This is a genomic window from Alcaligenes sp. DN25 (assembly GCF_023674485.1).
Classification (GTDB): Bacteria; Pseudomonadota; Gammaproteobacteria; order Burkholderiales; family Burkholderiaceae_B; genus Alcaligenes; species Alcaligenes phenolicus.
The window spans coordinates 1,740,406-1,764,774 of sequence record NZ_CP098408.1 but is presented as its reverse complement, the minus strand read 5'-3'; the positions used below and the strand labels follow the sequence as shown (position 1 = coordinate 1,764,774).

Here is a 24,369-nt window from a genome sequence, read left to right as displayed (position 1 = left end):
CATGAGCACTGACAATTCTGTACTAGACACCCTCAAAGCCCTGATTGCCCGCCCCTCGGTCACCCCTGAGGACGCCCACTGCCAGCAATGGCTGGGCGCAAGGCTGGAGCAAGCGGGCTTTAGCCTGGAACATCTGCCCAGCGGCCCGGTGTCCAATCTGTGGGCCCGCCGTGGCACCCTGGCGCCCTTGTTTGTTTTTGCCGGTCACACAGACGTGGTTCCTACCGGGCCGGAAGCGGCCTGGGACTCGCCCCCGTTTGAACCCACCGTGCGCGACGGTCAGCTGTATGGCCGTGGTGCGGCGGATATGAAAGCCTCGATTGCGGCCTTCATCCACGCAGTTGAGGAATTTACCCAGGCCCATCCTGAACACAAAGGCTCGATTGCCCTGCTGCTGACGTCGGATGAAGAAGGCCCGGCCACCGACGGCACGGTGCATGTTTGCCGAGTGCTGAAAGAACGTGGCGAACAGCTGGACTACTGCATCGTGGGCGAACCTACCTGCTCGCGCCAATTAGGTGACACCATTAAAAATGGCCGTCGTGGCTCCCTGTCCGGCCACTTGATCGTAAAGGGTCGCCAAGGCCATGTGGCGTACCCGCAATTGGCCATCAACCCGCTGCATGTATTCGCCCCTGCGCTGCACGAACTGACAGACCGCATGTGGGACGCCGGCAATATCGATTTCCCGCCCACCAGCTTTCAGATTTCCAATATTCATGCCGGCACCGGCGCGGGTAATGTGATCCCCGGTCAGTTGGATGTGCATTTCAACTTCCGCTTCTCCACCGAGCAGACACCTGCCGGTCTGCAAGCCGAAGTGGAGTCCATCCTGCGCCGTCATCGTGTGGACTTCCAACTGGAATGGACACTAGGTGGCGAACCCTTCCTGACTGAGGCCGGACCGCTAAGCCAGGCTCTTGCCAAGGCCATTGAAACCGAAACCGGCGTGGAAACCGATCTGTCCACGACAGGCGGCACCTCGGATGGCCGCTTTATCGCTAAAATCTGTCCTCAAGTGGTCGAATTTGGCCCGCTCAACGCCAGCATCCATCAAATCAATGAGCACGTTGCTGTGGCTGATCTTGAGCCTCTTAAAAACATTTATCGCCGTACATTGGAATCCCTGCTTTGTTAAGCCCTTGCATCGATCATTCCTCCCTGCTGGAAGCCCAGCAGGAACTGCGCACCGTGCGTGACTTGTTGCGCTGGTCCGTCAGTCAGTTCAACCGCTGTCAGCTGGCCTTTGGCCATGGCAGTGACAATGCCTGGGACGAGGCCGCCTATCTGCTGCTGCACACCCTGCATTTGCCCCTGGACACGCTGGACCCGTATCTGGATGCCACCGTGCTGGAGTCCGAGCGCGCTGCCTATCTGGCCCTGGTCGCACGACGCTGCAACGAGCGCGTGCCCGCCGCTTACCTGACTGGCGAAGCCTGGCTGCAAGGCCATCGCTTCCGCGTCACCGCTGACACCATCGTGCCGCGCTCTCCCATTGCTGAATTGCTGGCAGAGCAGTTGCAACCCTGGATTGCGGACCCCGATGCCATCTACAACGCCCTGGATTTGTGCACTGGCTCGGGCTGTTTGGCTATTTTGACGGCACTGGCCTTCCCGCAAGCCCAGGTCGATGCCGTGGATCTGTCCGACGCCGCGCTGGAAGTGGCCCAGTCAAACATCGATGCCTTCGAGCTGAACGATCGCATGAGCTTGTACAAGAGCGATCTGCTGGATCAATTGCCGCCAAGCGCTTACGACCTGATCATTTGCAACCCACCGTATGTGAATGAGCAGTCCATGCAAAACCTGCCCAAGGAATACCAGCACGAGCCACAACTGGCCCTGGCTGGCGGCGACGATGGTATGGATCTGGTGCGTCGCATTCTGGAAGCGGCCCCCAACTTCCTGGCGCCCGAAGGTGTGCTGGTATTGGAAATCGGCAATGAGTACGACAATTTCATCGCTGCTTTCCCGGAGCTGGAGCCGATCTGGCTGAGCACGGAAACCGCTGAAGACCAGATTCTCTTGTTAAGCCGGGAGCAACTGGCTCTGTGATACGCGCAACTGGAATTACGCTGCGTCGCGGCGTCAAAGTCCTGCTGGACAATACTGATTTCATCGTCAACCCGGGCGAGCGCCTGGGCATTGTGGGCAAGAACGGTGCAGGTAAATCCTCGCTGTTTGCCTTGCTGCAAGGCGAACTGGATCTGGACGGGGGTGACCTGAGCATCCCCGAAGTCTGGGAAGTGGCCAGTGTGCGCCAAACCATTCCAGACCGTGACCGCCCTGCCCGCGAATTTGTTATCGATGGCGACGAGCGCTTGCGTGCCTTGCAGGAAAAACGTGCCAATACGCCCGACAGCGATGGCCAAGCCATTGCCGAACTGGAAAACGCCCTGATCGAAGCCGATGCCTGGTCCGCCCCCTCGCGTGCCGAGCAATTGCTGGCCGGTCTGGGTTTCCGCCCCGATCAGTGGATGCTGCCTGTGCGCGAGTTCTCCGGTGGCTGGCAAATGCGCCTGTCCCTGGCCCGCGCCCTGATGGCACCTTCGGACCTGCTCTTGCTGGACGAACCTACCAACCACCTGGACTTGGACGCCATGCTCTGGCTGGAACGCTGGTTGGGCTCCTACCCCGGCACGGTCCTGCTGATTTCGCACGACACCGAGTTTCTGGATGCCGTGGCCCGTTCGATTTTGCACGTGGATCAAGGCAAGCTGGTTCGCTACAAAGGCGGCTACAACGACTTTCTGATGCAACGTGCCGAGCGCGTACAACAAAGCCAGATCGCCTACGAGCGTCAAACCCGTGAAGCCGCGCGCCTGCAAAGCTTTATTGATCGCTTCAAGGCCCAGGCCACCAAGGCCAAGCAGGCACAAAGCCGCGTCAAGGCGTTGGCCCGCATGCAGACCGTGACGCTCTTGCGCGACGACTCAAGCGTTTCCATTCGCCTGCCCTCGCCCGAATACACACCCGATCCCTTGCTGACATTGGATCAAGCCGATCTGGGTTACCCCGGTCAGGACAAGGCCATTTTGAGCCAGGTCCGTCTGATGGTACGCGGCGGTGCCCGTGTGGGTATTTTGGGGATGAACGGTGCGGGTAAATCCACACTGGTCAAAACCCTGGCTGGCAAGCTGGAACCTATCAGGGGCGAGCGCCTGGAATCCAAAGGTCTGGTGATCGGCTACTTTGCCCAGCACCAGTTGGACTCCATTGACCCGGACTCCACACCCCTGCAACATCTGGCCCGTCTGGCTCCGGATGTGCGCGAGCAGGAACTGCGCAATTACCTGGGCTCTTTCGGTTTTAGCGGTGATATGGTCACCAGCCTGACCGCCCCCTTCTCCGGTGGCGAAAAGGCACGTCTGGCCCTGTCCCTGATTGTCTGGCAAAAACCCAACCTGCTCCTGCTGGACGAACCAACCAACCACTTGGACGTGGATACCCGTGAGGCCCTGGCGACAGCCTTGGCTGATTACGGTGGCAGCGTGCTGCTGGTATCGCACGATCGCCATTTGCTGCGCTCTACCGTTGATTCTTTCTGGATCGTGGCCGATGGCCAGGTTCAGGAGTTTGATGGCGACCTGGAAGACTACCGCGACTGGCTACTGGCCCGCAGCGCGCAATCGCGCTCGGAAGCTCGCCAGGAAGCGCGTGCGGATACAGGTGCTGAAGGCACAGACCGAAAGACTCAACGCCGTCAGGAAGCCGAACTGCGTCAACGGCAGGCCCAACAACGCAAGCCACTGGAAAGCCGCTTGAAGAAAGTGGAGTCAGCCATGGAGAAAGCTCAGCTGCGTTTGCAGGAACTGGATACCTTGATGCAAGACCCCGACTTTTACTCCGACAGCTACAAGGACCAACGCCCCGCCTTGATGACCGAACATGGTGAGCTCACCAAGACGCATCAAACACTGGAAGAAGAGTGGTTGGAAATTCAGGAAGCAATGGAAGAAATCGGGCGACAGGTCTAGGCCTATCGACTCCGTTCCGCTCGTGAACTCCTGAAAAAGAAGGCGCCATATCCACAAGGATTGGCGCCTTTTTGACGGAAGCTCTTGATGGTCTGTAAAACACACATTGAGACCTTGCGAGACTGCAGGCACCTGATTGCTGCCACCTGGGGATCTGAGACAGGACCATGAGCACAGGGGGTATACACTCGTAAAGCTGGCTATGCTCCCCCCATCCTTCGTGTTGCTGCAATACATCGTCCACTGCATGCCTTAGCTAAGCTGATTCCGGCCAGCAAACAACAAACTCATATGAGCCAAAACTCACTCGAGAACCGGCTCGACAACTCAGCTCCCTTCACCCCCATTCCCACAGCCCGCACAGCCCAAATATCCACACAGCAAGTCCACAATGGCCTCTTCCACCTGCTCCGGTGGATACGGCACACCGGGCGGAATGATCGCACCATGAATCAGGGACTCCAGACTTTGCATTACTACCCAGGTGGCTAAATCCAGATCCTGCGGGGCAACCTCGCTACGGTGCTCTTCCAGCAGTTGACGAATGCGGTCACGAATACTTTGATCAGCCTGGCTCTCGCTGGCTGGCGCATCAAAGAAAGGAAAATCCTTTTCCAGTACCCGATGCAATTCCGGGTCCACCCGATGCGCGGCCAACCAGGCTTTGACCAGATCACTCAAACGCCCCCGCAACCCCAGGGACTGCGTATCGGCCAGACTGCTTTCCATAGCCTGGTTCATTTGCAAAGCATGGCGTTCATGCAAGGCGGCAATCAGTGAGTCCTTATTCGGGAAGTACTGATACACCGACCCCACGCTGACTCCAGCCACTTCCGCGACCACATTGGTATTGGTGCCGGCATAGCCACGCTCGGACAAAACGCGAGCCGTGTTCGTCAGTTTTCTAAGTATCGGGCTGCCCCTGCCCGTACTGCCCTTGCATGTACACAATGTGCTGGAGATGAGTACGCTGGTCGTGGGCCTGGTTATCGGTGTTCAATTCGCAGCCGCTTTGCTCTCCCGTGCCTGGGCCGGGAATCTGGCTGATACACAAGGCTCCAAGCACGCCGTCATGCTGGGTTTGATGGTGATGTGCTTGTCCGGCCTGGCCTATCTGGCTTCGTTGAGCTTTGTCAGCACACCAACCCTATCGGTCTGGGTGCTGGTGATTGGCCGTATCTTGCTGGGCTGCGGTGAAAGCCTGATTGTGACGGGTGCCTTGAGCTGGGGCATCGGTCTGGTTGGCCCGCAAAATGCAGGCAAAGTCATGGCCTGGGTGGGTGTGGCCATGTACGGCGCTTATGCTGTCGGCGCCCCTTTTGGTGTTGTGGTGAACCAGGAGTACGGTTTTAACAGTATCGCCGTCGCCGTCACGCTGTTGCCTTTGATTTCCCTGGTGATGCTGCTTAAGGTCCGCGCCACCGCCCCCACTGCGCTACGTCGTACCCCTTTCTACCAAGTCCTGGGATTGGTCTGGGGCGCCGGTATGGGCTTGCTGCTATGCAGTGTCGGTTTTGGCAGTCTGACCGCTTTTATCGCCCTGCTCTTTGCTGATCGCAACTGGGGCAATGCTTCGCTGGCATTCACAGCCTTTGGGCTTACCTTCATTGCTGCGCGCATGTTCTTTGGTCATCTGCCTGACAAGCTGGGCGGGGCACGCGTCGCTTTGCTGTGCGTGCTGGTGGAAGCAGCGGGTCTCTTGCTGATCTGGGGTGCCCACCGCCCTGCCATTGCGTACCTGGGTGCAGCCTTGACCGGATGGGGTTATTCTCTGGCCTTTCCTGGTTTTGGTGTCGAGGCCGTACGCCGCGCACCACCCGAAAGCCGAGGTGTCGCCATGGGCGCCTATGTCGCCTTTCTGGACATTTCTTTGGGCGTCACCGGCCCTGCCCTGGGCGCAGTCGCAGGAACCTGGGGGCTGGAAGCGATTTATCTGTTCAGTGCAGTGGTCGTTAGCTTGTCTGTACTGGTGGCGCTGCGTTTGATGCGTCATCCTATAGCCCAGGTTTGAAACCCGTTCCCGCAAAAGCAATTTCATAAAAGCAAAAGGGACTGAGCTTGCCGTTAGGCAGTCTCAGTCCCTTTTTAAACCTTAAACAAAATACCGCAAAGGCAGCTCAAGACAGCCTTATGGGGCTACATACAAAAGGCGGCCCTGTTTTCTGGCTTGTTCCAGCTCCTGCACAACCTGCTGACGCGTCTTATGAGCACTGCCCGCAGGCAGGACTGGATATTCATCGTCTGCAAAATTCAGCAAACCGGCTTGTTGAGCCTCTTGCAACTCCTGAACCACCTGAGCGCGACTTTTGCTGTAGCTCTAGCCCTGCACCTGTGCAGTTCCGTCAGCCGCCCAAGCAGCGCTTGAAGCGATCAAAGTCGTGCAAGCCACTGTCCATAAACCTAATTTCATAATGAATCTCCTTGATTAAAAAAAACCGCCTCTCCGCCAGGACCTAAACAGGTCGAGCAAAGGGAGGCGCAATGGGATTGGGGGGTGAAGAACGCAACAGCACGGCCAGACACAAGGCCAGCAAGCTGCACCAAAACACCAGGTTGTAGGCGCTGATCTGCGCAGCGACCTGCGATTCACGAGCCAGAACGCGAGCCAAGGCGGCCACGCCGTCCGAAGCCCTCTCCATAACCAGAGGGTCACCCTCTACAAGATGGCTACTCAGACTGCTGCGGCTGATATCGCCTGCCATGCGCAGCCAGGTCGACACCAGCGTGGCGGCGGCAACGGGCGTAAAGACACGAGCAGTGGGGACATACACCCCCAAAGCCACTCCATGTTGAGGATTCAGATTGGTCACAAAAGCAGCAATCAAGCCGATCAACATGGTGCTCTCGCCCACAGACTGCAAAATCAGGATCGAAAAAAACTGCTCCACACGCCAGTCATGGCTAATATGAGTCCCCAACCAGGCGGTGAAGGCGATGATGCTTAAACCGAGAATCATCATCAGGCGTGGCTCAAGACGTCGGGCCAGATAGATCGCCAGCGGAGTCGAGGCCAGGTAAGCCCCAAACGCAATCCAGGTGGCAGCACCCGCTTGCAGGGGCTTCAAGTCCCCCATCTGGGTCAGAAAGCTGGGGATCAGCAAAGACGTCGGTGTCATCAGCACGCCGAACAGGCAGGCAATAATCAGGCACACACGGATATTTCGATTGCTCAAAGCCATCAGGCTGGCAAAGGAGTTCTGCCTGCGCATGCCACGTCCTATCGCGGCCGCCACAAGCACCACGCCACCGAGCAAAGCAGAAACAACCAGACCGGAATCAGTCCAGCCCAGCCGTTCCGCGGACTCTATCCCGACAAAGGCCAGCACCAAACCCGTACAAAACAAGGCCATCCCGCCCCAATCGGCGTTTTGCAATTGGTCGCGATCTATAGGCGTCAACGGCATGGCTTTCCAGGCCAGAAACGCAATCACTGGCCCCACAAAAGCAGTGGGCCAATATACCCAATGCCAACTGAACTCCTCCAGTAAAAAACCGGACGTGCCATAGCCCGCATCCATGCCGGTTGAAACACGCAAGCTGTACGCTGCCATAACAGCCAGCCAAAGCCGAGGGTGCACACTGCGCAAAGCCAGGGACATCGTCAGTGGCAGGTAAATCCCCAGACAAAGTCCGGCCAGTCCGTGCAGGCTCAACAAGACGGGGTAATGATGGGCAAAGAAAGGGATCAAAAAGGCGGCCAAGCCCAACAGCAGGCTGGGCACCAGCAGTACCCGGGTCGGCCCGATTACGGTTGCCAGCCAGGGCGCAATCGGCATGGAGATCAACTGCGCCGCATTCAAGGCCGTTCCCAACCAGGCCGCCTCCAGCACATCCAAGCCAAACTGGCCGCGCAAGTCCGGCAAGGCAGCGGAAAACAGACGCCCTTGCACGGTGGTCAAGACCGCGCCCAGGAAGATCGCCATCACGGTCAGGATGGGGCGTGCGGTTTGCGTATTAGCCATCAGCCTGGAGAACGGCATGGTCAGCCCTCCTGAGCCCGAACGACGGCCAGTTGACGAGTCTGTTTCAAACCCGGCATGTCATATGCCGCGACGTGGGAACCCGCCGTGTCGATTCTGGCCTGTGCCGACATACCGGGGCGCAGACGCTCCAACTGTGCCTGGCCCGGCTCCAGCTCAATACGCACCGGTATGCGCTGCACCACTTTGGTGAAATTCCCGGAGGCGTTATCGGCAGGCAATAAGGAAGACTCGGCCCCGCTCATGGGTGCAATCTCTACTACGCGCCCCCGCCAACTGCCACCGGGCAAGCCATCCACGGTCAACTCCACCGGCTGCCCAGGCTGCACATGCGCAAGCTGCGTTTCCTTGTAGTTTGCAATGACGTAGGCCTGCTCCAGGGGGACGATGGAAACAATCTGCGTGCCCTGGTTCAACAAGCTGCCTACTTGCACATGACGCTTGTTCAAGACCCCGTCAAAAGGGGCCACAATCCGCGTATAGCCCAAATTGCGACGAGCAGACTCCAAGGCAGCTTCAGCCGATTTCAAATCAGCCGTACGAATCGCACGCTGCCCCTGCAGAACCTTCAGGGAGTTTTTCGCCAGCTCCACTTGCGCGGTAGCGGCCTCCCCTTGGCTGATTGCCTCATCCAGATCGGCCTGGGCGTTTTCATAGCCTTGCCGTGACAAGGCACCTTCCTTGACCAGCCTTGCCTGACGCGAAGGATTATTACGATATTGCCGCACGCGCACCTGCACGGAGCGCAGCTTGGCTTGCGCCTGTTTAATACGCGCCTGTTGCTGTGCAATTTCACCGTCCAGATTGTCCAGATGGGCCTGCGCCTTGGACTGTTCCGCCCGCGCTGCCGCCACGGCCAGCTCGTAATCGGCCGGATCAATCTGCGCAATCAGATCCCCCGCCTTGACCTGCTCATAATCCCCCAAGGGCAAGGCTTTCACGTAGCCCGAAACCTTGGCACTGAGCACCGCAAAATCGGATTTCACGTAAGCATTCTGAGTGCTCTGTATGCGGCGGCTACTGGTCCACTCGTTCCACTGCGTGGTCGCCAGAATCAGCAGCCCAATCATGGCCAGGCAGCCCAGCCAAGGAGCCAGCCGCAGGCCCAGTGCTTTGCGCTCCGTCGAAGTTGTTGAGGTGCTCATAACCGTATCCCTGCTCAATCAAAAATCACAACCTAACACTGTTAGTCTATGAGCGAATGATACACTAACATCGTTAGGTTGCAAATATCGGAGAGAACATGGCAACAAAAGCGCCCCGTATTCAACGTGAACACATCATCCAGACAGCGCTGGACTTGCTGGACCAGGAGGGGCTGGAAGGCCTGACTTTGCGCAAACTGGCTCAGGCCCTGAATATCCAGGCGCCATCGCTGTATTGGCATTTCAATGCCAAGCAAGCCTTGATTGATGGCATGGCTGACGCTCTGGTAGAAAACGTGGCGCGTCACTGTCCAACGGACCAAGCCTGGGATGAACAAGTTCGGCATCTGGGCCTGGAGTTCCGACAGGCCCTGTTGCAAAGGCGAGACGGCGCTCGCGTCTTTGCGGGTACCTATGTAGTCACCGACAATGTGCTGCGCACCAGCGAAGCCTTTTTGTCCGCTTTCATGCAGGCAGGCGCAGACAGCCAATTTGCTGCCGAGGCCAGCTTTAGCCTGATCTACTACATTCTGGGTTTTGTCATGGAAGAACAGGCGCTTGGGCCGGGCAGCACATTGGACCTGTCTTTACGCAAACAGGCTTTTTTAGAATTGGCTCAAGAAAAATACCCCTGCAACTGGCAGGCACGTGAGGCGATTTTTTCCGATGACTTTACGGGCCGTTTTATCACTGGCCTGAACCTGTTGATTGATGGTACAAAGCAGCGCATTCAAAACAAACCATAAACAGACCTTTTCAGGACCCGTCCATGCACGTTGCCACACAGGAATTCCCCCGTATCTGGATCTCGAACAGCGCCCCTTCCAACTGGAAAGAGGAGCTGGAAGCCTTGCTGGATCAAGGACGACGCTTTGTCTTGTTGACCCGCGAGCTGCCCGGTGCAGAGGAAGGCACGGACAAGGAGGAATTCTCACAATGGATCAAGGCCAACCGCAGCCGTCTGAGCGTGTCCTGTGCCGCCAGCCTGGTAGTTGTCAGCAATGCCTTGATGGCCTTTTCCTTGAATGCCTTTGTCGCCCCTTTGAGCGAAAAATTCGGCTTTCCAGTCCGCGTGGTGCATGAGGACGATCTGGACGCGCAAATTACCGCTTTTCTGGCTGCCAGCCCGGAAGTGGCAGACAGCTAAGCAGTACGAGTTGCAACTTTATAGGCCCTACACTGTCCATTATCTTTTCTGATTTTGACTGTCACCCGTTTGAGTCTCTCCCCACATCTCCCCACACTACCGCCTGTACTGGCAGGCCCTATTTTGCGTCGCCTCGATTCCCAGCGCCTGGTGCTATGGCTGGTTGGCAGCTCGGCCTTGAGCCTGGACCTGGTCCTGCAAGCAGAGGGTGCCGCTCCCCAGCGTATTTCGCTCAGTAGCGAGCACTGTCGCATCGTACAGTTGGGCAAGCAGGCCTTTATCCACTTTCTGGATGTACCACTAACTACAGCCCTGCCCCAAGACACGCTTGTTCACTACGATTTGCTCGCCTCAATCGAAGGTGGACCGGAGCAAGGGATTGCTGATTGGGCTCCCCATCTGCTGCACCAGGGTCAAACCCGGCCCAGCTTTGTGCTGGCCAGCCGCGCTGACAATCTGATGTTTGGCTCGTGCCGCAAGCCTCATCACGCCTCGCGCGATGGTTTGGCTCAGGCCGACACAGTCTTGAGTGAGCACATTACCCAAGCCCATGCCCGGCCTGCCTTGCTGATGCTGTCCGGAGACCAGGTTTACGCCGACGATGTGGCCGGCCCCATGCTGGCGGCCATTCATGCCTTGATTGAGCGGCTAGGCTTGTATGGGGAATATCTGGAAGGCGCCGTCGTCTCGGATAGTGAATCGCTTTACCGGCACCCCGCCAGCTACTACCGACGTGCGGATTTGCTGCCTGCCTTCAAATCCAACGAAGATCTGCGCGAGCGCTTTTTTGGTGGTGTGGAAAAACCGATTTTCACCACTGCCAACGCACACAATCACTTGGTCACGCTGGCCGAAGTCATGGCCATGTATTTGCTGGTTTGGTCCCCCATCCCATGGCAAATCATTCCCGAGCCTGAGCCTCCTCAACTGGAGCCCAAGCATCAGCAACGCTGGCAACGCGAGTCACTGGCATTGGAAGGTTTCCGTCAGGACCTGCCCCAAGCAGCACGCCTTTTGGCCCACGTGCAAACCTTGATGATTTTCGACGACCACGACATCACCGATGACTGGAATCTGTCCGCCAAATGGGAAAGCGTCGCCTATGGCCATCCTTTTTCACGGCAGATCGTAGGCAATGCCCTGATCGCCTATATGTTGTGTCAGGGTTGGGGCAACCGGCCCGAGGTGTTTGAGTCGGTATTGGACACGGTGACCGCCTGGACCAGCCAGCCGGATGAATATCAGCGTCTTGAACATGAGACTCAAGATGCGCTGATCAAGGAACTGCTGGAGTTTCGCCAATGGGACTATGTGCTGCGCACCCAGCCTACCCTGATCGTGCTGGATACACGCACACGCCGCTGGCATAAGCGCCGTTTGCCCAGTCGCCCGTCCGGACTGATGGATTGGGAGTCTTTGACCGAGCTCCAGCACGAACTGCTGGATGAACGTGCCGCCATCATTGTGTCGCCCACGCCCATGTTTGGCGTCAAGCTGATCGAAGTCATACAAAGCATCTGCACGTACGCGGGTTTTGCTCTGACGGTAGACGCCGAGAACTGGATGGCCCACCGAGGGGCTGCCAACACCATGCTGAACATCTTCAGGCATTCACGCACGCCCGGAAACTATGTGATTCTGTCCGGCGATGTGCACTATTCCTTTGTCTACGATGTACAGGTACGCCATAGCGGGCACATTCCACATATCTGGCAAGTCACCAGCAGCGGCATCAAGAACGAATTTCCGGAAGCTTTATTGAACTGGCTGGATCGGCTGAACCGCTGGCTCTACTCGCCGCGATCCCCTCTGAACTGGTTTACGCAACGCCGTGACCTGAGCATCAGCCCGCGTCTGCCGGATCAGCGCAAACAGGGGGAACGGGTATGGAATGGTTCCGGAATCGGCCAGATCTGGCTGGATGAGGAAGGTCGCCCCGCTCGCATCCTGCATCACAATGCCAATAAAAAGCCGCCTACCGAATTTCTGCCTCCGGATCAGGAGAAGAAAGGGTAAGGCGGCTAGCGTCTGGCTACAGCAGGTGGAACTTACTGACCCGCTACAGAGCTGACATAGGTGGCGACAGCATCACGCTCTTCGTCACTCATGGTTTGTGCAAAAGAAGGCATGGCGCCCATGCCTTCTTTCATGACCTTCAGGATCTGTTCCTTGCCTGGCTTGAGTTCATCCAGATCCGGACCAATTGCCCCGGCTGAACCAGCATCAGCCAAGGCATGACAGACCGCACAGGCAATAGGTTTGGCACCTGTCAGAAACAGTTCCCTGCCTTGCTCCTGAGCGTAGGCTTGAGTACTAAAAACAAATACAGATACTGCAGCAACTAGATATTTCTTCATGATTCCCTTCCATAGCCGCCCCGAGCTGACGGGGCGGGTACAACATTCAAGACTTAAACGACCGTGACAGCCAACATGTGGTCGCGCCAGCTGTTATTCAAATAGCCGCGGTTATTAGGTACGCGCTCTTCAGGCTGTACCGTGCCTGCCTCACTGGTAGCGCGACTGGCAATCTCGTACTTGCCTGGTTTCAAATCCACGCCTGCAACGAACTGACGCCACGCATACTTGCCCAGATCAGGGCCTACAAACGTCGCTTTCACCCAGTTCTTGCCACCATCCACGGACACTTCCACTTCTTTGGCTGCCGACATGCCTCCAAAAGCCAAGCCCTGGATCTGCACCTTGCCGGCCTTGAGTTCTTCGCCAGGCTCACCACTAGGACTGGTCACCCAGGACTTGACGGGCATTTCCCAAACCGACTCCTGATTGGGGTTGGACTTTTCACCCACAGGCGCCAAACGGTAGCTGTTTTGCTGAATGTTGGCAGCAGACTGCTCCTTGGTAAACGCCAGTTGCTTGATGTACTTGACGTTATTGACCCCGGTGTAACCCGGCACGATCAAGCGCAAGGGGCCGCCGTGAGCCAAGGGGATGGGTTGACCATTGATTTCCCAGGCCAAGATAGCGTCATCAATGGCTTCCAGGGGAATCGAACGCTCTACCATAATGGTGTTCGGGTCCAGCCCCTGAGGAATTTCCTCGCCGCCCTGACCGGTCATGTACTTGGCGCCCTCCTCCATGCCGCCCACAGCCTCCAGCACGGCCTTGATCGGCACGCCGGTAAAGACCACACAGCCAGCTGCACCTACCGTCCACTGAGTACCACTGGGTTTTTCAGGGAAAAAAGCACGACCATTACCCGAACACTGCAGCACCATGGGCACAGCCACCAAACCCAGGCGTTTCAGCTCGGCGACGCTCATGTCTTTCGGTTTCTTCACACCCTTGATCGACAGCACCCAGGCGTCCGGATCAGCAACGATCTGTTCGGACGGGGGAGCGACGTTATTACGCACGAACAAGCGATCCAGCGGCGTGATCAAACCCGAGCCAAAAGCGCTGCGTTTGGTTTCAATAGTGTTGGCACTGTGCACGATCAAGCTGTCGGCATGTTTCCAGGATGCATAGGCTGGCAAGGTTTTGGCCTGCGTTTTTGCCTTTTCCTGAGCCAGTGCCGCTGACAAGGGTGTCAGGCTTGCCGTTCCCGCCAAAGCCATGACTCCGCCCGTGGACAAAAGCATGCGCCGGCGCGAGAGATTGCTAGGTTCCATGATCGCCTCCATGTGTGTTTGTTATTTGTAATTAATTTAGGCTTCGATTTTATGGGGGCACCATCTTTATAACTAGAATCTATAACCCTTATATATAACGCTCATATAGCAGCTAAAAGAAGAATACTAAAAACAGGAAACCCGCATACAGCAAGGGATTCCGAACACACCATCCTTCTGTCAAAAACAGGAAATAAAACATGAATCTTTTCTTGGGAGGCTACGAAACCAAGAATGAGGAACTGGAGAATTGAACTGCTTGATGCAAGAACCAGGCCAAAAACAAGTCTGTTTGAAAATTCCCATCGCTTTGTGCGGCCATAAAAAAAAGCCCCCGGAGTTTCCGGGGGCCTTCAAACGGCGATTGACTGATTCAGTAGTTGCTTCACTTTTTAGCTAACAGGATCCAGTTTGGCAATGGCCAAGGCCAAAGTCTTGCTGCCGACTTCACGGAACTGAATCAAGGCTTGGGCATCGTCGCCCTGACCCGTCAGATTAATAATGGTGCCTTCACCAAAGCGGTTGTGATGCACCCCCTGCCCCACCCGGAAAGTCTGGCCATTCACTTCCAGCACGCTGGTGTGACTGCGACCGCCGTAAGGCTGGGCCGAATAGCTCTTGTCCTTGGACTCCCAGCTTTGACCACGACGGAAGGCACCCGAACTGGCCTCTGACTGCATGGGTGTACTGGTATAGCGGGCCGACAACCATTTGATGTGTTGCTCCGGCAGCTCTTCCAGAAAGCGCGAACGCATGGCGTAACGCGTCTGGCCGTGCAACATGCGGCTTTGCGCCAGAGTGATGTACAAACGCTGACGCGCCCGCGTAATCGCCACGTACATCAAACGACGCTCTTCCTCGATCCCACCGGGGTCGAACAAGCTGTTCTCATGCGGGAACAAGCCCTCTTCCAAACCAGTAATGAAGACTGCATCGAACTCCAGACCTTTGGCTGCGTGGATCGTCATCAACTGAATGGCGTCCTGGCCTGCCTGGGCCTGATTGTCCCCTGCTTCCAGAGAAGCATGAGTCAAGAAAGAGCCCAAAGGCGACATGGGAGCCAGCACGGAGGCAGCCGGTTGATCCGGGTTCTGCATGGCCTGCTCGGACTCGCCCGCCACTGCTTCGGGGACTCGACCTGCGGGCAGTTCGGCAAAGCCTTCTTCACCCACAAAAACCGTAGCCGCGTTGACCAACTCCTGCAAGTTTTCCAGCCGTTCGGCACCTTCGCGGTCGGCCTGGTAATGGGCCAGCAAGGTACTGTCGTGGACAACGTGCTCAATCAGCTCGGGCAAGGACAGGATCTGTGCCTGGCTGGCCATATCCTGAATCAGGTTCGAGAAACGCATCAGGCTGGCAGCCGCACGTCCTTGCAGGTAAGGAATGGCACGCAGCAAGCTGGTACCACGCTCACGCGCCAGATCAGCCAGTTGCTCCACGGAGCGAGCGCCAATCCCACGAGTCGGGAAGTTCACGACGCGCAAGAAAGCGGTGTCATCGTCCGCGTTATCCATCAACCGCAAGTAAGCCAGTACGTGCTTGATTTCCTGACGCTCGAAAAAGCGGTGGCCGCCATACACTTTGTAGGGCAAGCCTTGGGAAAACAGTCTGTGCTCAATCACTCGGGACTGGGCGTTGCTGCGATACAGGATGGCAATTTCACGGCGTGGCTTGCCTTCGGCGATCAGGGCGCGGACTTCGTCCACAATCCACTGAGCCTCCAGGGCATCCGAGGCCAGTTCGCTGATGCGTACCAGCTCGCCTTCGCCACTATCGGTCCATAAATTCTTGCCCAGACGGCCGCTATTGTTCTCGATCAGCGCGTTGGCCGAATCCAGAATATGGCCGCAGGAACGGTAGTTCTGCTCCAGGCGTATCACATTGCCACGGGCATAGTCGCGCTCGAAGTCGGCCATATTGCCCACGTTCGCGCCACGGAATGCGTAGATGGACTGGTCATCGTCGCCCACGGCAAACATGCAGGCCTGATCACCGGCCAAAAGACGCAACCAGCGATACTGCAGCACGTTGGTGTCCTGGAACTCGTCGACCAGAATGTGTTTGAAACGGCGCTGATAATGCTCGCGAATCGGGGCATTGCGGGACAACAGCTCGTAGGCACGCAGCAGCAGCTCGCCAAAGTCCACTACTCCTTCACGTTCGCACTGCTCTTGATAAAGCTGATAAAGCTCGATCAGGCGGCGGCGGTGAGGGTCGTGCGCTTCCAGGTCGCCAGGACGTTGGCCATCTTCTTTACAGGCGTTGATGAACTTCTGAATTTCCTTGGGCGGAAATTTCTCGTCATCCACATTATTGGCCTTGACCATACGCTTGATGGAGGCCAACTGATCTGCCGTATCCAGAATCTGGAACGTCTGCACCAGACCGGCATCACGGTAATGCATGCGCAGCAGGCGATTGCACAGGCCGTGAAAGGTCCCGACCCACATTCCGCGGGTATCGATAGGCAATAAAGAAGTAAGCCGCGTCAGCATTTCGCGCGCGGCTTTATTGGTGAAGGTAACAGCAGCAAGGCCATGTGGGCTGACCTGCCCGGTCTGGATTAACCAGGCCATTCGGGAGGTCAGTACACTGGTTTTTCCGCTACCCGCTCCGGCCAGAACCAGGGCATGGCCAGAGGGTAAAGTAACGGCGGCTCGCTGTTCCGGGTTTAAGCGATCCATCATGCCGCGTAGCGGCGCAGACGCAAGGCGAACTGCTCAAGACTTTCAATACCACTTTGCTGAGCGCGCTGGCACCAGGTGCGCAGGTCGGACAGCAACTGCTCGCTGGAGGCACTGGAGCTTTCCCAGATACCAGCCAGTTCACGCTGCATGCGAACCAGGATGGACAGGCGGGAATCGCCAGCCGCTACGGTTTCCAGTTCAGCGCGCTGCTCGGGAGCCAGAACGTCGTCGCCGCGACCGATCCAGTCGTTGCAGCTTTCCAGCAGGGACCAGGAGCAATTCGGGTTGTCCTTGTTCACTTGTGGCTTCAGACGAGCGATTTCTTCCGAAGCGGTGGTTTTGATGATGTCCGCATAGCGGGCCAGAATTTCGTAGCGGTGAGTAATCACGCCCTGCAAGGTTGCCAGGCTAATGCCTTCCAGCGGAGCATTCGAAGGCACGCTAGGCTCCAGACGCAGCTTGGGAGCGACCTTCTTGACCTTGGCCAGACCCAGTGCCTTGAACACCGAGATATAGCACCAGCCCAAGTCAAATTCGTACCATTTGCTGGAGAACTTGGCGGACGTACCGTAAGCGTGGTGGTTGTTGTGCAGCTCTTCACCACCAATGATGATGCCCCAAGGGAACACGTTGGTGCTGGTATCAGGGCTGGCAAAGTTGCGGTAACCGATAGCGTGACCCAGACCGTTCACCACACCGGCTGCCCAGAAAGGAATCCAGGCCATCTGGATAGCCCAGACAGTCAGACCCAGCAGACCGAACAGGAACAGATCAATACCCAGCATGATGGTAATACCTAACATGCTGTATTTGCTGTACAGGTTGCGCTCGAGCCAGTCATCGGGCGTGCCGTGACCGAAACGCTTCAAGGTTTCAGGGTTGGTGGCTTCCTGGCGGTACAGTTCGGCACCACGGAAGAATACCTGGCCCAGACCAAAGACCACAGGGGAATGGGGATCGCCTTCACGTTCGCATTTGGCGTGGTGCTTGCGGTGAATCGCAACCCATTCTTTTGTGACCATACCGGTGGTCATCCAGAGCCAGAAACGGAAGAAATGCATCAGCGCAGGGTGCAGGTCCAGCCCGCGGTGCGCCTGACTGCGGTGGAGAAATACGGTGACTGACACAATAGTGACATGCGTCACCGCCAGAATGACAAGAGTGAGCTGCCACCAAGACAGTTGCAGCCATCCGTCAGCAAGAAAAGAAAGAAACGATTGCATAGACCCTTTTAGACCTGATCTTTGTGTTAAGGGAAACCGGAAAAGTGTAGCCCACCTAACCAGTTAACAATAACACTATTTAAGGACGAACTTGCTTTAAATCAAGCACTTTCCGTGATTCGTTCAAGTGCCGCACCAAAGAAACAGTCGGTTTGGTGACGGTCCGTGCGCAGATTCAAATAAGGCCCCTCTAGCGCGAGGGCCGGACATTTGTCCTTCAAGATTTCCCGGGCGTCCAGCAGTTTGAATTCGGGATGTTTGTCCAAGAATGCCTGCACTTGCTGCTCGTTTTCTTCAGGCAAGAAACTACATGTTGCATAAACCAAACGACCTCCTGGTGCGACACAAGCCGCGGCTTGCTCCAGAATGTCGGCCTGCATCTGAGTGTACTGCTCCAGAGCTTGGGGGTGTTGACGCCACTTAAGATCAGGATTTCGACGCAAAGTTCCCAATCCACTGCACGGAGCGTCTACCAATACACGCTGTGCCTTGCCATGCAGGCGGCGAACTCGCTGGTCGCCCGCTTCCTGAATCACGACAGGCACCACATTGGACAGACCAGCACGGGCAAAGCGCGGTTTGGCCTTGTTCAAGCGGGTGGCCGACACGTCAAAGGCGTACAAACGGCCTGTGGAGCGCATCAAGGCACCCAGCAGCAGGGATTTGCCACCGGCACCGGCGCAGTAGTCAATAACCATCTCGCCACGGCGAGGCTCCAGCAAGGCGGTCAGCAACTGGCTGCCCTCTTCCTGAATTTCCAGCTCGCCCTTCTCATACTGTGGCCATACTGCGACAGATGGGCGGCCTTCAATACGGATACCCCAGGGCGAAAACGGCATGGCAACCGGCTTGAAACGAGCCATGGGGCCGTTTTGCAGCTGACGCAACACCGTGTCGCGCTCGGCTTTCATGGGGTTGACACGCAAATCCAGCAAGGCCTGCTCGTTCATGGCGGCCATCAGCTTGTAGGAATCCGGAATCTCTTTCAGACGCTCTTCCAGCCACTCGGGCAGGCTCAGGCGCACGCCAACCGGCAGACCGTCCACATTCAGGGCGCGGATATGGCCCAGCCACTGGCGCTCTTCTTCCGTCAGCCCCAAAGACAGGGATTCCTGACCGATAGCCGTAGACAGGCCCAGAATGGCCAGACGACGGGTAGATGGGCCTACGCCGCTTTCCGCCCAGTTACGGTACTGACGCAGGTGGCGCAGCACATCAAACACGGCCTCACGGATCTCGGCACGGTCACGCGAGCCCATTTTGGGGCGTGTACGCGCCCAGCGTGTCAAGGCCAGGTCAGCGGGGTGCTTCCACTGCAAAACTTCACCCAGGGCGCTGGAGACCTGCTCCAGACGGCGCTGTGCCATCGCGCCCGGCTCGGGTGGACCCGAGGGTTTGTCGCGGCGTGCTGCATAAGGGCGACCACGCGCCCCGGACTCGTTACGTTGGGCAGACGAGGACGGGCGCTTGCGGTCCGAGCGGCCGCGGGATTGTTGGTGATCAGACATGAATATTCAAAAATTCCAAATAGCCCGCTCAATCAGGCGGGGAAATAAAAGCCGCGATGCGCAAGTCCAGCAACCTCGACACGGCCATCAGCCAGCAAACGCACCCGTCCCTCGATCAGCCAGCGTACGGCCTCGGTATAGACGTGGTGTTCGGTTGCCAAAACGCGCTCTGCCAGAGTCTGTGCATCATCGTCGTGCAGGACGGGCACGATACTTTGGGCAATGATGGGACCATCATCGAGCACAGGGGTCACAAAGTGCACCGAGCAGCCGTGAAACTGCACGCCCGCGTCAAGTGCCTGTTGATGTGTATTCAAACCGGGAAAGCTAGGAAGCAAGGATGGGTGTATATTGATGAGCTTGCCTGCATAGTGCTGAACAAAATCGGTGCTCAGGATGCGCATGAATCCCGCAAGTAGAACATAATCTGGCTGGTAGCGGTCGATCACGCGTGCCAAAGCCTGGTCAAAGGCTTCACGTGTTGCAAATTCGCGATGCGAAACCGTCTCGGTAGGCAGCCCTTGACGCTGCGCCCATTCCAGTCCGGGCGCATCGCCCTTGTTAGAGATGACCGCCTCGATACGGCCATTTAAGCCCGCTGTCTTGATCAGTTCGCCTATGGCCTGCAAGTTGGAGCCCCGGCCTGAAATAAGCACAACAAGGCGACAAGGTAGGGTGGAATCGGTCAAAATCCTGTTTCCCGAGAAATAACGAATCCAAAATTGTAAACTCTCGCTTGTGAAATCTGATCTAAAACTCTATCGCTCTCTGCCGCGGCGCAACAGCACGGCCCGCAGCGCTGTCACCATTGGCAATTTTGACGGGGTCCATCTGGGCCATCAGGCCATCTTGCATCGCGTCAATGAAATGGCGCGTCAGCAGCACCTGAGCTCCTGTGTAATGACCTTTACGCCCCACCCACGCGCCTTTTTTGCGCAGCGCGGCCAACGGCCCGAACTGATCCCCACACAGATCAGCGGCCTGCGCGACAAGGTCGAAGCCCTGCATCAATGTGGCATTGAACAAATTTATCTGGCCCGCTTCAATCAGGCCATGGCCGATATGTCGGCAGCCACCTTTATTGACGAGATTCTGGTCCAGGGCCTGAATACGGGTTGGCTGCTGGTGGGCGAGGATTTCCGCTACGGCCACAAACGGGCCGGCGACATTGAAATGTTGCGCGAAGCGGGCAAGCGCCATGGCTTTAGCGTCGAGACTCTGCACGATGTCGCCGATGCCGATGGCCGCCGCATCTCCAGCTCGGAAGTGCGCACCGCCCTGGCCGTGGGTCAACTGGACCGAGCCCGTGCCCTGCTGGGCAAACCCTTTCATATTAGTGGTCATGTCATTCATGGCCAGAAACTGGGCCGGGACATTGGCTACCCGACCCTGAACGTGCGTGTTCCTGAACACTGTGCCGCCCGCTCCGGCGTGTACGTGGTCCGGGTGCACGGACTGACCGGACAGGCTCTGCCCGGCATTGCCTCCTTGGGGGTACGCCCAACCGTCATAGACCAGGGACGGCTGCTGTTAGAGGTGCATTTACTGGACCAACGCCTGGATGCTTACGGTAAACTTGCCCGTATAGAATTTCTGGAATTTGTCAGGGACGAGGAAAAATTCCCGGACCTCATCACAATGATCGCCGCCATCGACAACGATGCACAACGCGCTCGCGACTACTTTGCTTCAAATGGACTATAAAAACTCTCTCAATTTGCCCGACACTCCCTTTCCCATGCGTGGTGACCTCGCCAAACGTGAGCCGGGCTGGATTAGCCAGTGGGAAGAAAACAAAGTCTATGCAGCAATTCGGCAAGCCAGTGCCGGTCGTCCCAAATTTATTTTGCACGACGGCCCTCCCTATGCGAACGGCGACATTCACATTGGCCACGCGGTCAACAAGGTTCTGAAAGACATCATCGTCAAAAGCCGCAATATGGCTGGCTTTGACGCGCAATACGTGCCCGGCTGGGACTGCCACGGCATGCCCATTGAAGTTCAGATCGAAAAGAAATACGGCAAAAACCTGCCTGTGGCTGAAGTTCAGGCCAAGGCGCGCGCCTACGCTCTGGAGCAGATCGACAGCCAGCGCAAGGACTTCAAGCGCCTGGGCGTGCTGGCCGACTGGGAGAACCCTTACCTGACCATGAATTTCAGTAACGAAGCCGACGAGCTGCGCGTACTGTCCAAGATCATGCAAAAGGGTTTCGTGTTCCGTGGCCTGAAGCCCGTGAACTGGTGTTTTGACTGTGGTTCCGCTCTGGCAGAAGCCGAGGTTGAATACGCGGATCGCACCGACCCGTCCGTGCACGTGGCCTTCCCCTTCGCGCAAAAAGACAAGCTGGCTACCGCCTTTGGCGTGGACAGCGTGGACGATGGCGCCATCGTCATCTGGACCACCACCCCCTGGACCATCCCTGCCAACCAGGCACTGAACGTACACCCTGAAATCAGCTACGCCCTGGTCAAGCTGGACACACCACGCGCCACCGGCTCCATGCTGATCGTGGCTGAAGAGCTGGTGAAATCCTGCCTGGAGCAATGGGGTCTGAGCGGTCAGGTCGTGGCTACCGCCACCGGCGAAACCCTGAACCTGATCGAATTCAACCACCCTCTGGCTCACGTGGACGCAGGCTACCAACGCCGCTCCCCCGTGTACCTGGGCGACTATGTCACCCTGGACAGCGGTACGGGCGTGGTTCACTCGGCCCCGGCCTACGGTATTGAAGACTTTATCTCCTGCAAAGCCCACGGCATGAAGGACGACGATATGCTCACGCCCGTGATGGGCAATGGGCATTACGCCGAAAATCTGCCTCTGTTTGGCGGCCAGATGATCTGGAAAGCCAACCCGCAAATCGTGGAAGCCTTGCAGAACGCCGGCACCTTGCTGAAAACCGAACAGCACCCGCACAGCTACATGCACTGCTGGCGTCACAAGACGCCCATCATCTACCGTGCCACCAGCCAATGGTTTGCCGGTATGGACAAGGAAAACAGCAGCGGCCGTACCTTGCGTGAAATGGCCCTGGAAGCCATTGATAACACCGAGTTCTACCCCTCCTGGGGTCGTGCCCGCCTGCACGCCATGATCGCCAACCGCCCGGACTGGACCTTGTCGCGTCAGCGCCAGTGGGGTGTGCCCATGGCTTTCTTTGTGCACAAGGAAACGGGTGAGCTGCACCCCCGCACCCCCGAGCTGATGGAACAAGTAGCCGAGCGCATCGAAAAGAGCGGTATCGAAGCCTGGCAGAACCTGGACCCACGCGACCTGCTGGGTGACGAGGCCGATCTGTACGAGAAAAACCGCGACACACTGGACGTGTGGTTTGACTCGGGCACCACACACGCTACCGTGCTGGGCGGCAAGGATCACACCACCCACGGCTCGCACGCTGACAAGCTGCAATGGCCTGCCGACCTGTATCTGGAAGGCTCGGACCAACACCGTGGCTGGTTCCACTCGTCCTTGCTGACGGGCTGCATGCTGTATGGCCGCGCGCCCTACAAAGCCCTGCTGACCCACGGTTTCGTGGTGGACGGCAATGGCCGCAAAATGAGTAAATCGCTGGGCAACATCATCAAGCCGCAAGAAATTGCCGACAAGATGGGTGCCGAGATCATGCGCCTGTGGGCCGCCTCCACCGACTACTCGGGCGAGCTGTCCATCTCCGACGAAATTCTGAAGCGTGTTGTGGAAGGCTACCGCCGTATCCGCAATACCTTGAAGTTCCTGCTGGGTAACCTGGCCGACTTCGATGTCACCCAACATGCTGTGCCTGTTGATCAACTGACCGAAATCGACCGCTACGCCCTGCAAATGACCGCCGACATGCAGGCCGAGTTGCTGGAGAACTACAAGCGCTACGAGTTCCACCCCATCGTGGCTCGCTTGCAGACCTTCTGCTCCGAAGACCTGGGCGCGTTCTATCTGGATATTCTGAAGGACCGTCTGTACACCACGGCTAAAGATGGCCAGCCACGTCGCTCGGCTCAAACCGCGCTGTATCACCTGACACAGACCCTGCTCAAGTTGATGGCTCCTATCCTGTCTTTCACGGCAGAAGAAGCCTGGCGCGACATGCACGGTGGTTCGGTTCCTAGCGGCACCATCTTCACCGAACTATTCCATGTCCTGCCCGAGCAAGGCGAACAATCGGCACTGAGCAGCAAGTGGCAACGCCTGCGCGCCATCCGTGCCGACGTGATGCGCCGCATTGAAGATGTACGTAGCACCGGCGCCATCGGTTCCTCCCTGGCTGCCGAGATCGACATCTATGCCAACGGTCAGGATCTGGAATTCCTGCAATCCCTGGGCGAAGACTTGCGCTTCATGCTGATCGTCTCGCGTGCCGATGTGCATGCAGGCGAAGGCGACTTGCGCATCGACGTTACCCCTACCGAACAGGCCAAGTGCGAGCGTTGCTGGCACCACCGCCCTGACGTAGGCCAGAGCGCCGAGCACCCCACCCTGTGTGGTCGTTGCGAGGACAATCTGTTTGGCGAAGGCGAAGTGCGTCACCATGCCTGATAAGGACATGGCCCCTTCTCCCGGCCAGGCCCGACTGCCCTCGCGGCAGTTCTGGGCCTGGATTGCTCTGGCCGCCTTTATTGTCGGCCTGGACCAATGGACCAAACAGTATTTCGACAGCAACCTGTTCTATCAGGAACGTTGGAATATCCTGCCCTTTTTTGATTTCACCCTGCTCTACAACCCCGGCGCGGCGTTCAGCTTTCTGGCCGGTGGTCAGGGTTGGCAGCGCTGGTTCTTTGTCGGCATCGCAGCCGTTGCCACGGTATTTATCGTGACCATGCTGCGCCGCTCGGCCAAGCAACCCTTGTTTTGCCTGTCGCTAAGCCTGATTCTGGGCGGTGCCATCGGCAACGTGGTGGATCGCCTGATGCACGGGCACGTGGTAGATTTTCTGCTGTTCTACTGGAATCAATCCTACTTTCCGGCCTTCAATATTGCCGACGTCGCCATCAGCTGCGGCGCTGCCCTGTTGGTGCTGGACGAGTTCATGCGCATGCGCCGCAACAAACGACAGCGCTCCTGAGTCTGTAAGGA

General features: G+C 57.4%; 19 protein-coding genes and 1 pseudogene. 10 read left to right on the top strand and 10 right to left on the bottom strand.

Translation table 11 applies throughout. From position 1 onward, the window contains the following. Position 1: 1 nt before the first annotated feature. The 3 genes from dapE to NBV64_RS08150 are packed head-to-tail and all read left to right on the top strand — an operon-like array spanning position 2 to position 3,977. Positions 2-1,138: a succinyl-diaminopimelate desuccinylase gene (gene dapE / locus NBV64_RS08160; protein WP_009455735.1), complete on the top strand. Its 1,137-nt coding sequence runs from the start codon at positions 2-4 to the stop codon at positions 1,136-1,138. Further along, positions 1,132-2,055: a 50S ribosomal protein L3 N(5)-glutamine methyltransferase gene (gene prmB / locus NBV64_RS08155; protein WP_088452598.1), complete on the top strand. Its 924-nt coding sequence runs from the start codon at positions 1,132-1,134 to the stop codon at positions 2,053-2,055. Before dapE ends, prmB begins: the two co-directional genes overlap by 7 nt. Then, a complete protein-coding gene (locus tag NBV64_RS08150; RefSeq protein WP_250757057.1) occupies positions 2,052-3,977 on the top strand; it encodes an ABC-F family ATP-binding cassette domain-containing protein in 1,926 nt (641 codons plus the stop codon). The genes prmB and NBV64_RS08150 overlap by 4 nt, the downstream gene beginning before the upstream one ends. 327 nt (positions 3,978-4,304) lie before the next feature. Here NBV64_RS08150 and NBV64_RS08145 read toward each other — a convergent pair whose 3' ends face one another. Next, positions 4,305-4,856, bottom strand: a complete 552-nt coding sequence (locus tag NBV64_RS08145) for a TetR/AcrR family transcriptional regulator (protein ID WP_250757056.1) — start codon at positions 4,854-4,856, stop codon at positions 4,305-4,307. A 10-nt stretch (positions 4,857-4,866) separates the two neighbouring features. Between NBV64_RS08145 and NBV64_RS08140 the strand changes: the two genes are divergently transcribed. Further along, on the top strand, positions 4,867-5,988 hold the full coding sequence (locus NBV64_RS08140; protein ID WP_342467223.1) for an arabinose transporter: 1,122 nt from the start codon (positions 4,867-4,869) through the stop codon (positions 5,986-5,988). Positions 5,989-6,105: 117 nt separating this feature from the next. On the opposite strand, the pseudogene NBV64_RS19140 reads toward NBV64_RS08140, so the two are convergent. From NBV64_RS19140 to NBV64_RS08130, 3 genes and pseudogenes are all read right to left on the bottom strand, one after another. Continuing rightward, a pseudogene (locus NBV64_RS19140) lies at positions 6,106-6,276 on the bottom strand (DUF4148 domain-containing protein); the annotation flags it as partial. 154 nt (positions 6,277-6,430) lie between these two features. Then, positions 6,431-7,957 carry an MFS transporter gene (locus tag NBV64_RS08135; RefSeq protein ID WP_250757055.1) on the bottom strand — a complete coding sequence of 509 codons (1,527 nt, stop codon included), beginning with the start codon at positions 7,955-7,957 and terminating at the stop codon, positions 6,431-6,433. Between the two features lie 2 nt (positions 7,958-7,959). After that, positions 7,960-9,102: an HlyD family secretion protein gene (locus NBV64_RS08130; protein ID WP_250757054.1), complete on the bottom strand. Its 1,143-nt coding sequence runs from the start codon at positions 9,100-9,102 to the stop codon at positions 7,960-7,962. Positions 9,103-9,200: 98 nt separating this feature from the next. Between NBV64_RS08130 and NBV64_RS08125 the strand changes: the two genes are divergently transcribed. The 3 genes from NBV64_RS08125 (at position 9,201) to NBV64_RS08115 (ending at position 12,265) form a co-directional block, all read left to right on the top strand. Then, positions 9,201-9,848 (top strand): TetR/AcrR family transcriptional regulator C-terminal domain-containing protein, encoded by a 648-nt coding sequence (locus NBV64_RS08125; RefSeq protein ID WP_250757053.1) that lies wholly within the window; start codon positions 9,201-9,203, stop codon positions 9,846-9,848. A 23-nt stretch (positions 9,849-9,871) separates the two neighbouring features. Then, a complete protein-coding gene (locus NBV64_RS08120; protein WP_250757052.1) occupies positions 9,872-10,249 on the top strand; it encodes a hypothetical protein in 378 nt (125 codons plus the stop codon). A 123-nt stretch (positions 10,250-10,372) separates the two neighbouring features. Next, positions 10,373-12,265: a metallophosphoesterase family protein gene (locus tag NBV64_RS08115; RefSeq protein ID WP_250757051.1), complete on the top strand. Its 1,893-nt coding sequence runs from the start codon at positions 10,373-10,375 to the stop codon at positions 12,263-12,265. Between the two features lie 32 nt (positions 12,266-12,297). On the opposite strand, the gene sorU is transcribed toward NBV64_RS08115, so the two are convergent. The 6 genes from sorU to purN all read right to left on the bottom strand — a co-directional run bounded on the left by sorU (position 12,298) and on the right by purN (position 19,987). Continuing rightward, positions 12,298-12,606, bottom strand: a complete 309-nt coding sequence (gene sorU, locus NBV64_RS08110; RefSeq protein WP_250757050.1) for a SorU family sulfite dehydrogenase c-type cytochrome subunit — start codon at positions 12,604-12,606, stop codon at positions 12,298-12,300. Between the two features lie 53 nt (positions 12,607-12,659). After that, the gene (sorT, locus tag NBV64_RS08105; protein WP_250757049.1) at positions 12,660-13,880 is read right to left on the bottom strand and encodes a SorT family sulfite dehydrogenase catalytic subunit; all 1,221 of its coding nucleotides are present in this window, start codon (positions 13,878-13,880) and stop codon (positions 12,660-12,662) included. A gap of 392 nt (positions 13,881-14,272) precedes the next feature. Continuing rightward, a complete protein-coding gene (locus NBV64_RS08100) occupies positions 14,273-16,567 on the bottom strand; it encodes a UvrD-helicase domain-containing protein (RefSeq protein WP_022983186.1) in 2,295 nt (764 codons plus the stop codon). After that, on the bottom strand, positions 16,564-17,790 hold the full coding sequence (locus tag NBV64_RS08095) for a DesA family fatty acid desaturase (RefSeq protein ID WP_026482877.1): 1,227 nt from the start codon (positions 17,788-17,790) through the stop codon (positions 16,564-16,566). Before NBV64_RS08095 ends, NBV64_RS08100 begins: the two co-directional genes overlap by 4 nt. A 101-nt stretch (positions 17,791-17,891) precedes the next feature. After that, positions 17,892-19,157, bottom strand: coding sequence for an RsmB/NOP family class I SAM-dependent RNA methyltransferase (locus NBV64_RS08090; protein WP_045931823.1), 1,266 nt, complete (start codon positions 19,155-19,157; stop codon positions 17,892-17,894). Between the two features lie 173 nt (positions 19,158-19,330). Further along, complete coding sequence (gene purN / locus NBV64_RS08085; RefSeq protein ID WP_009455720.1) at positions 19,331-19,987, bottom strand: phosphoribosylglycinamide formyltransferase; 657 nt, start codon at positions 19,985-19,987, stop codon at positions 19,331-19,333. A gap of 49 nt (positions 19,988-20,036) precedes the next feature. Here purN and NBV64_RS08080 point away from each other — a divergent pair, with 49 nt between their 5' ends. From NBV64_RS08080 to lspA, 3 genes are read left to right on the top strand one after another with little or no spacing between them, the layout of a single operon-like run. Then, on the top strand, positions 20,037-21,002 hold the full coding sequence (locus NBV64_RS08080; RefSeq protein WP_250757048.1) for a bifunctional riboflavin kinase/FAD synthetase: 966 nt from the start codon (positions 20,037-20,039) through the stop codon (positions 21,000-21,002). After that, complete coding sequence (ileS, locus tag NBV64_RS08075; protein ID WP_250757047.1) at positions 20,992-23,832, top strand: isoleucine--tRNA ligase; 2,841 nt, start codon at positions 20,992-20,994, stop codon at positions 23,830-23,832. Before NBV64_RS08080 ends, ileS begins: the two co-directional genes overlap by 11 nt. After that, the gene (gene lspA / locus NBV64_RS08070) at positions 23,825-24,358 is read left to right on the top strand and encodes a signal peptidase II (RefSeq protein WP_373568173.1); all 534 of its coding nucleotides are present in this window, start codon (positions 23,825-23,827) and stop codon (positions 24,356-24,358) included. Before ileS ends, lspA begins: the two co-directional genes overlap by 8 nt. Positions 24,359-24,369: the final 11 nt, after the last annotated feature.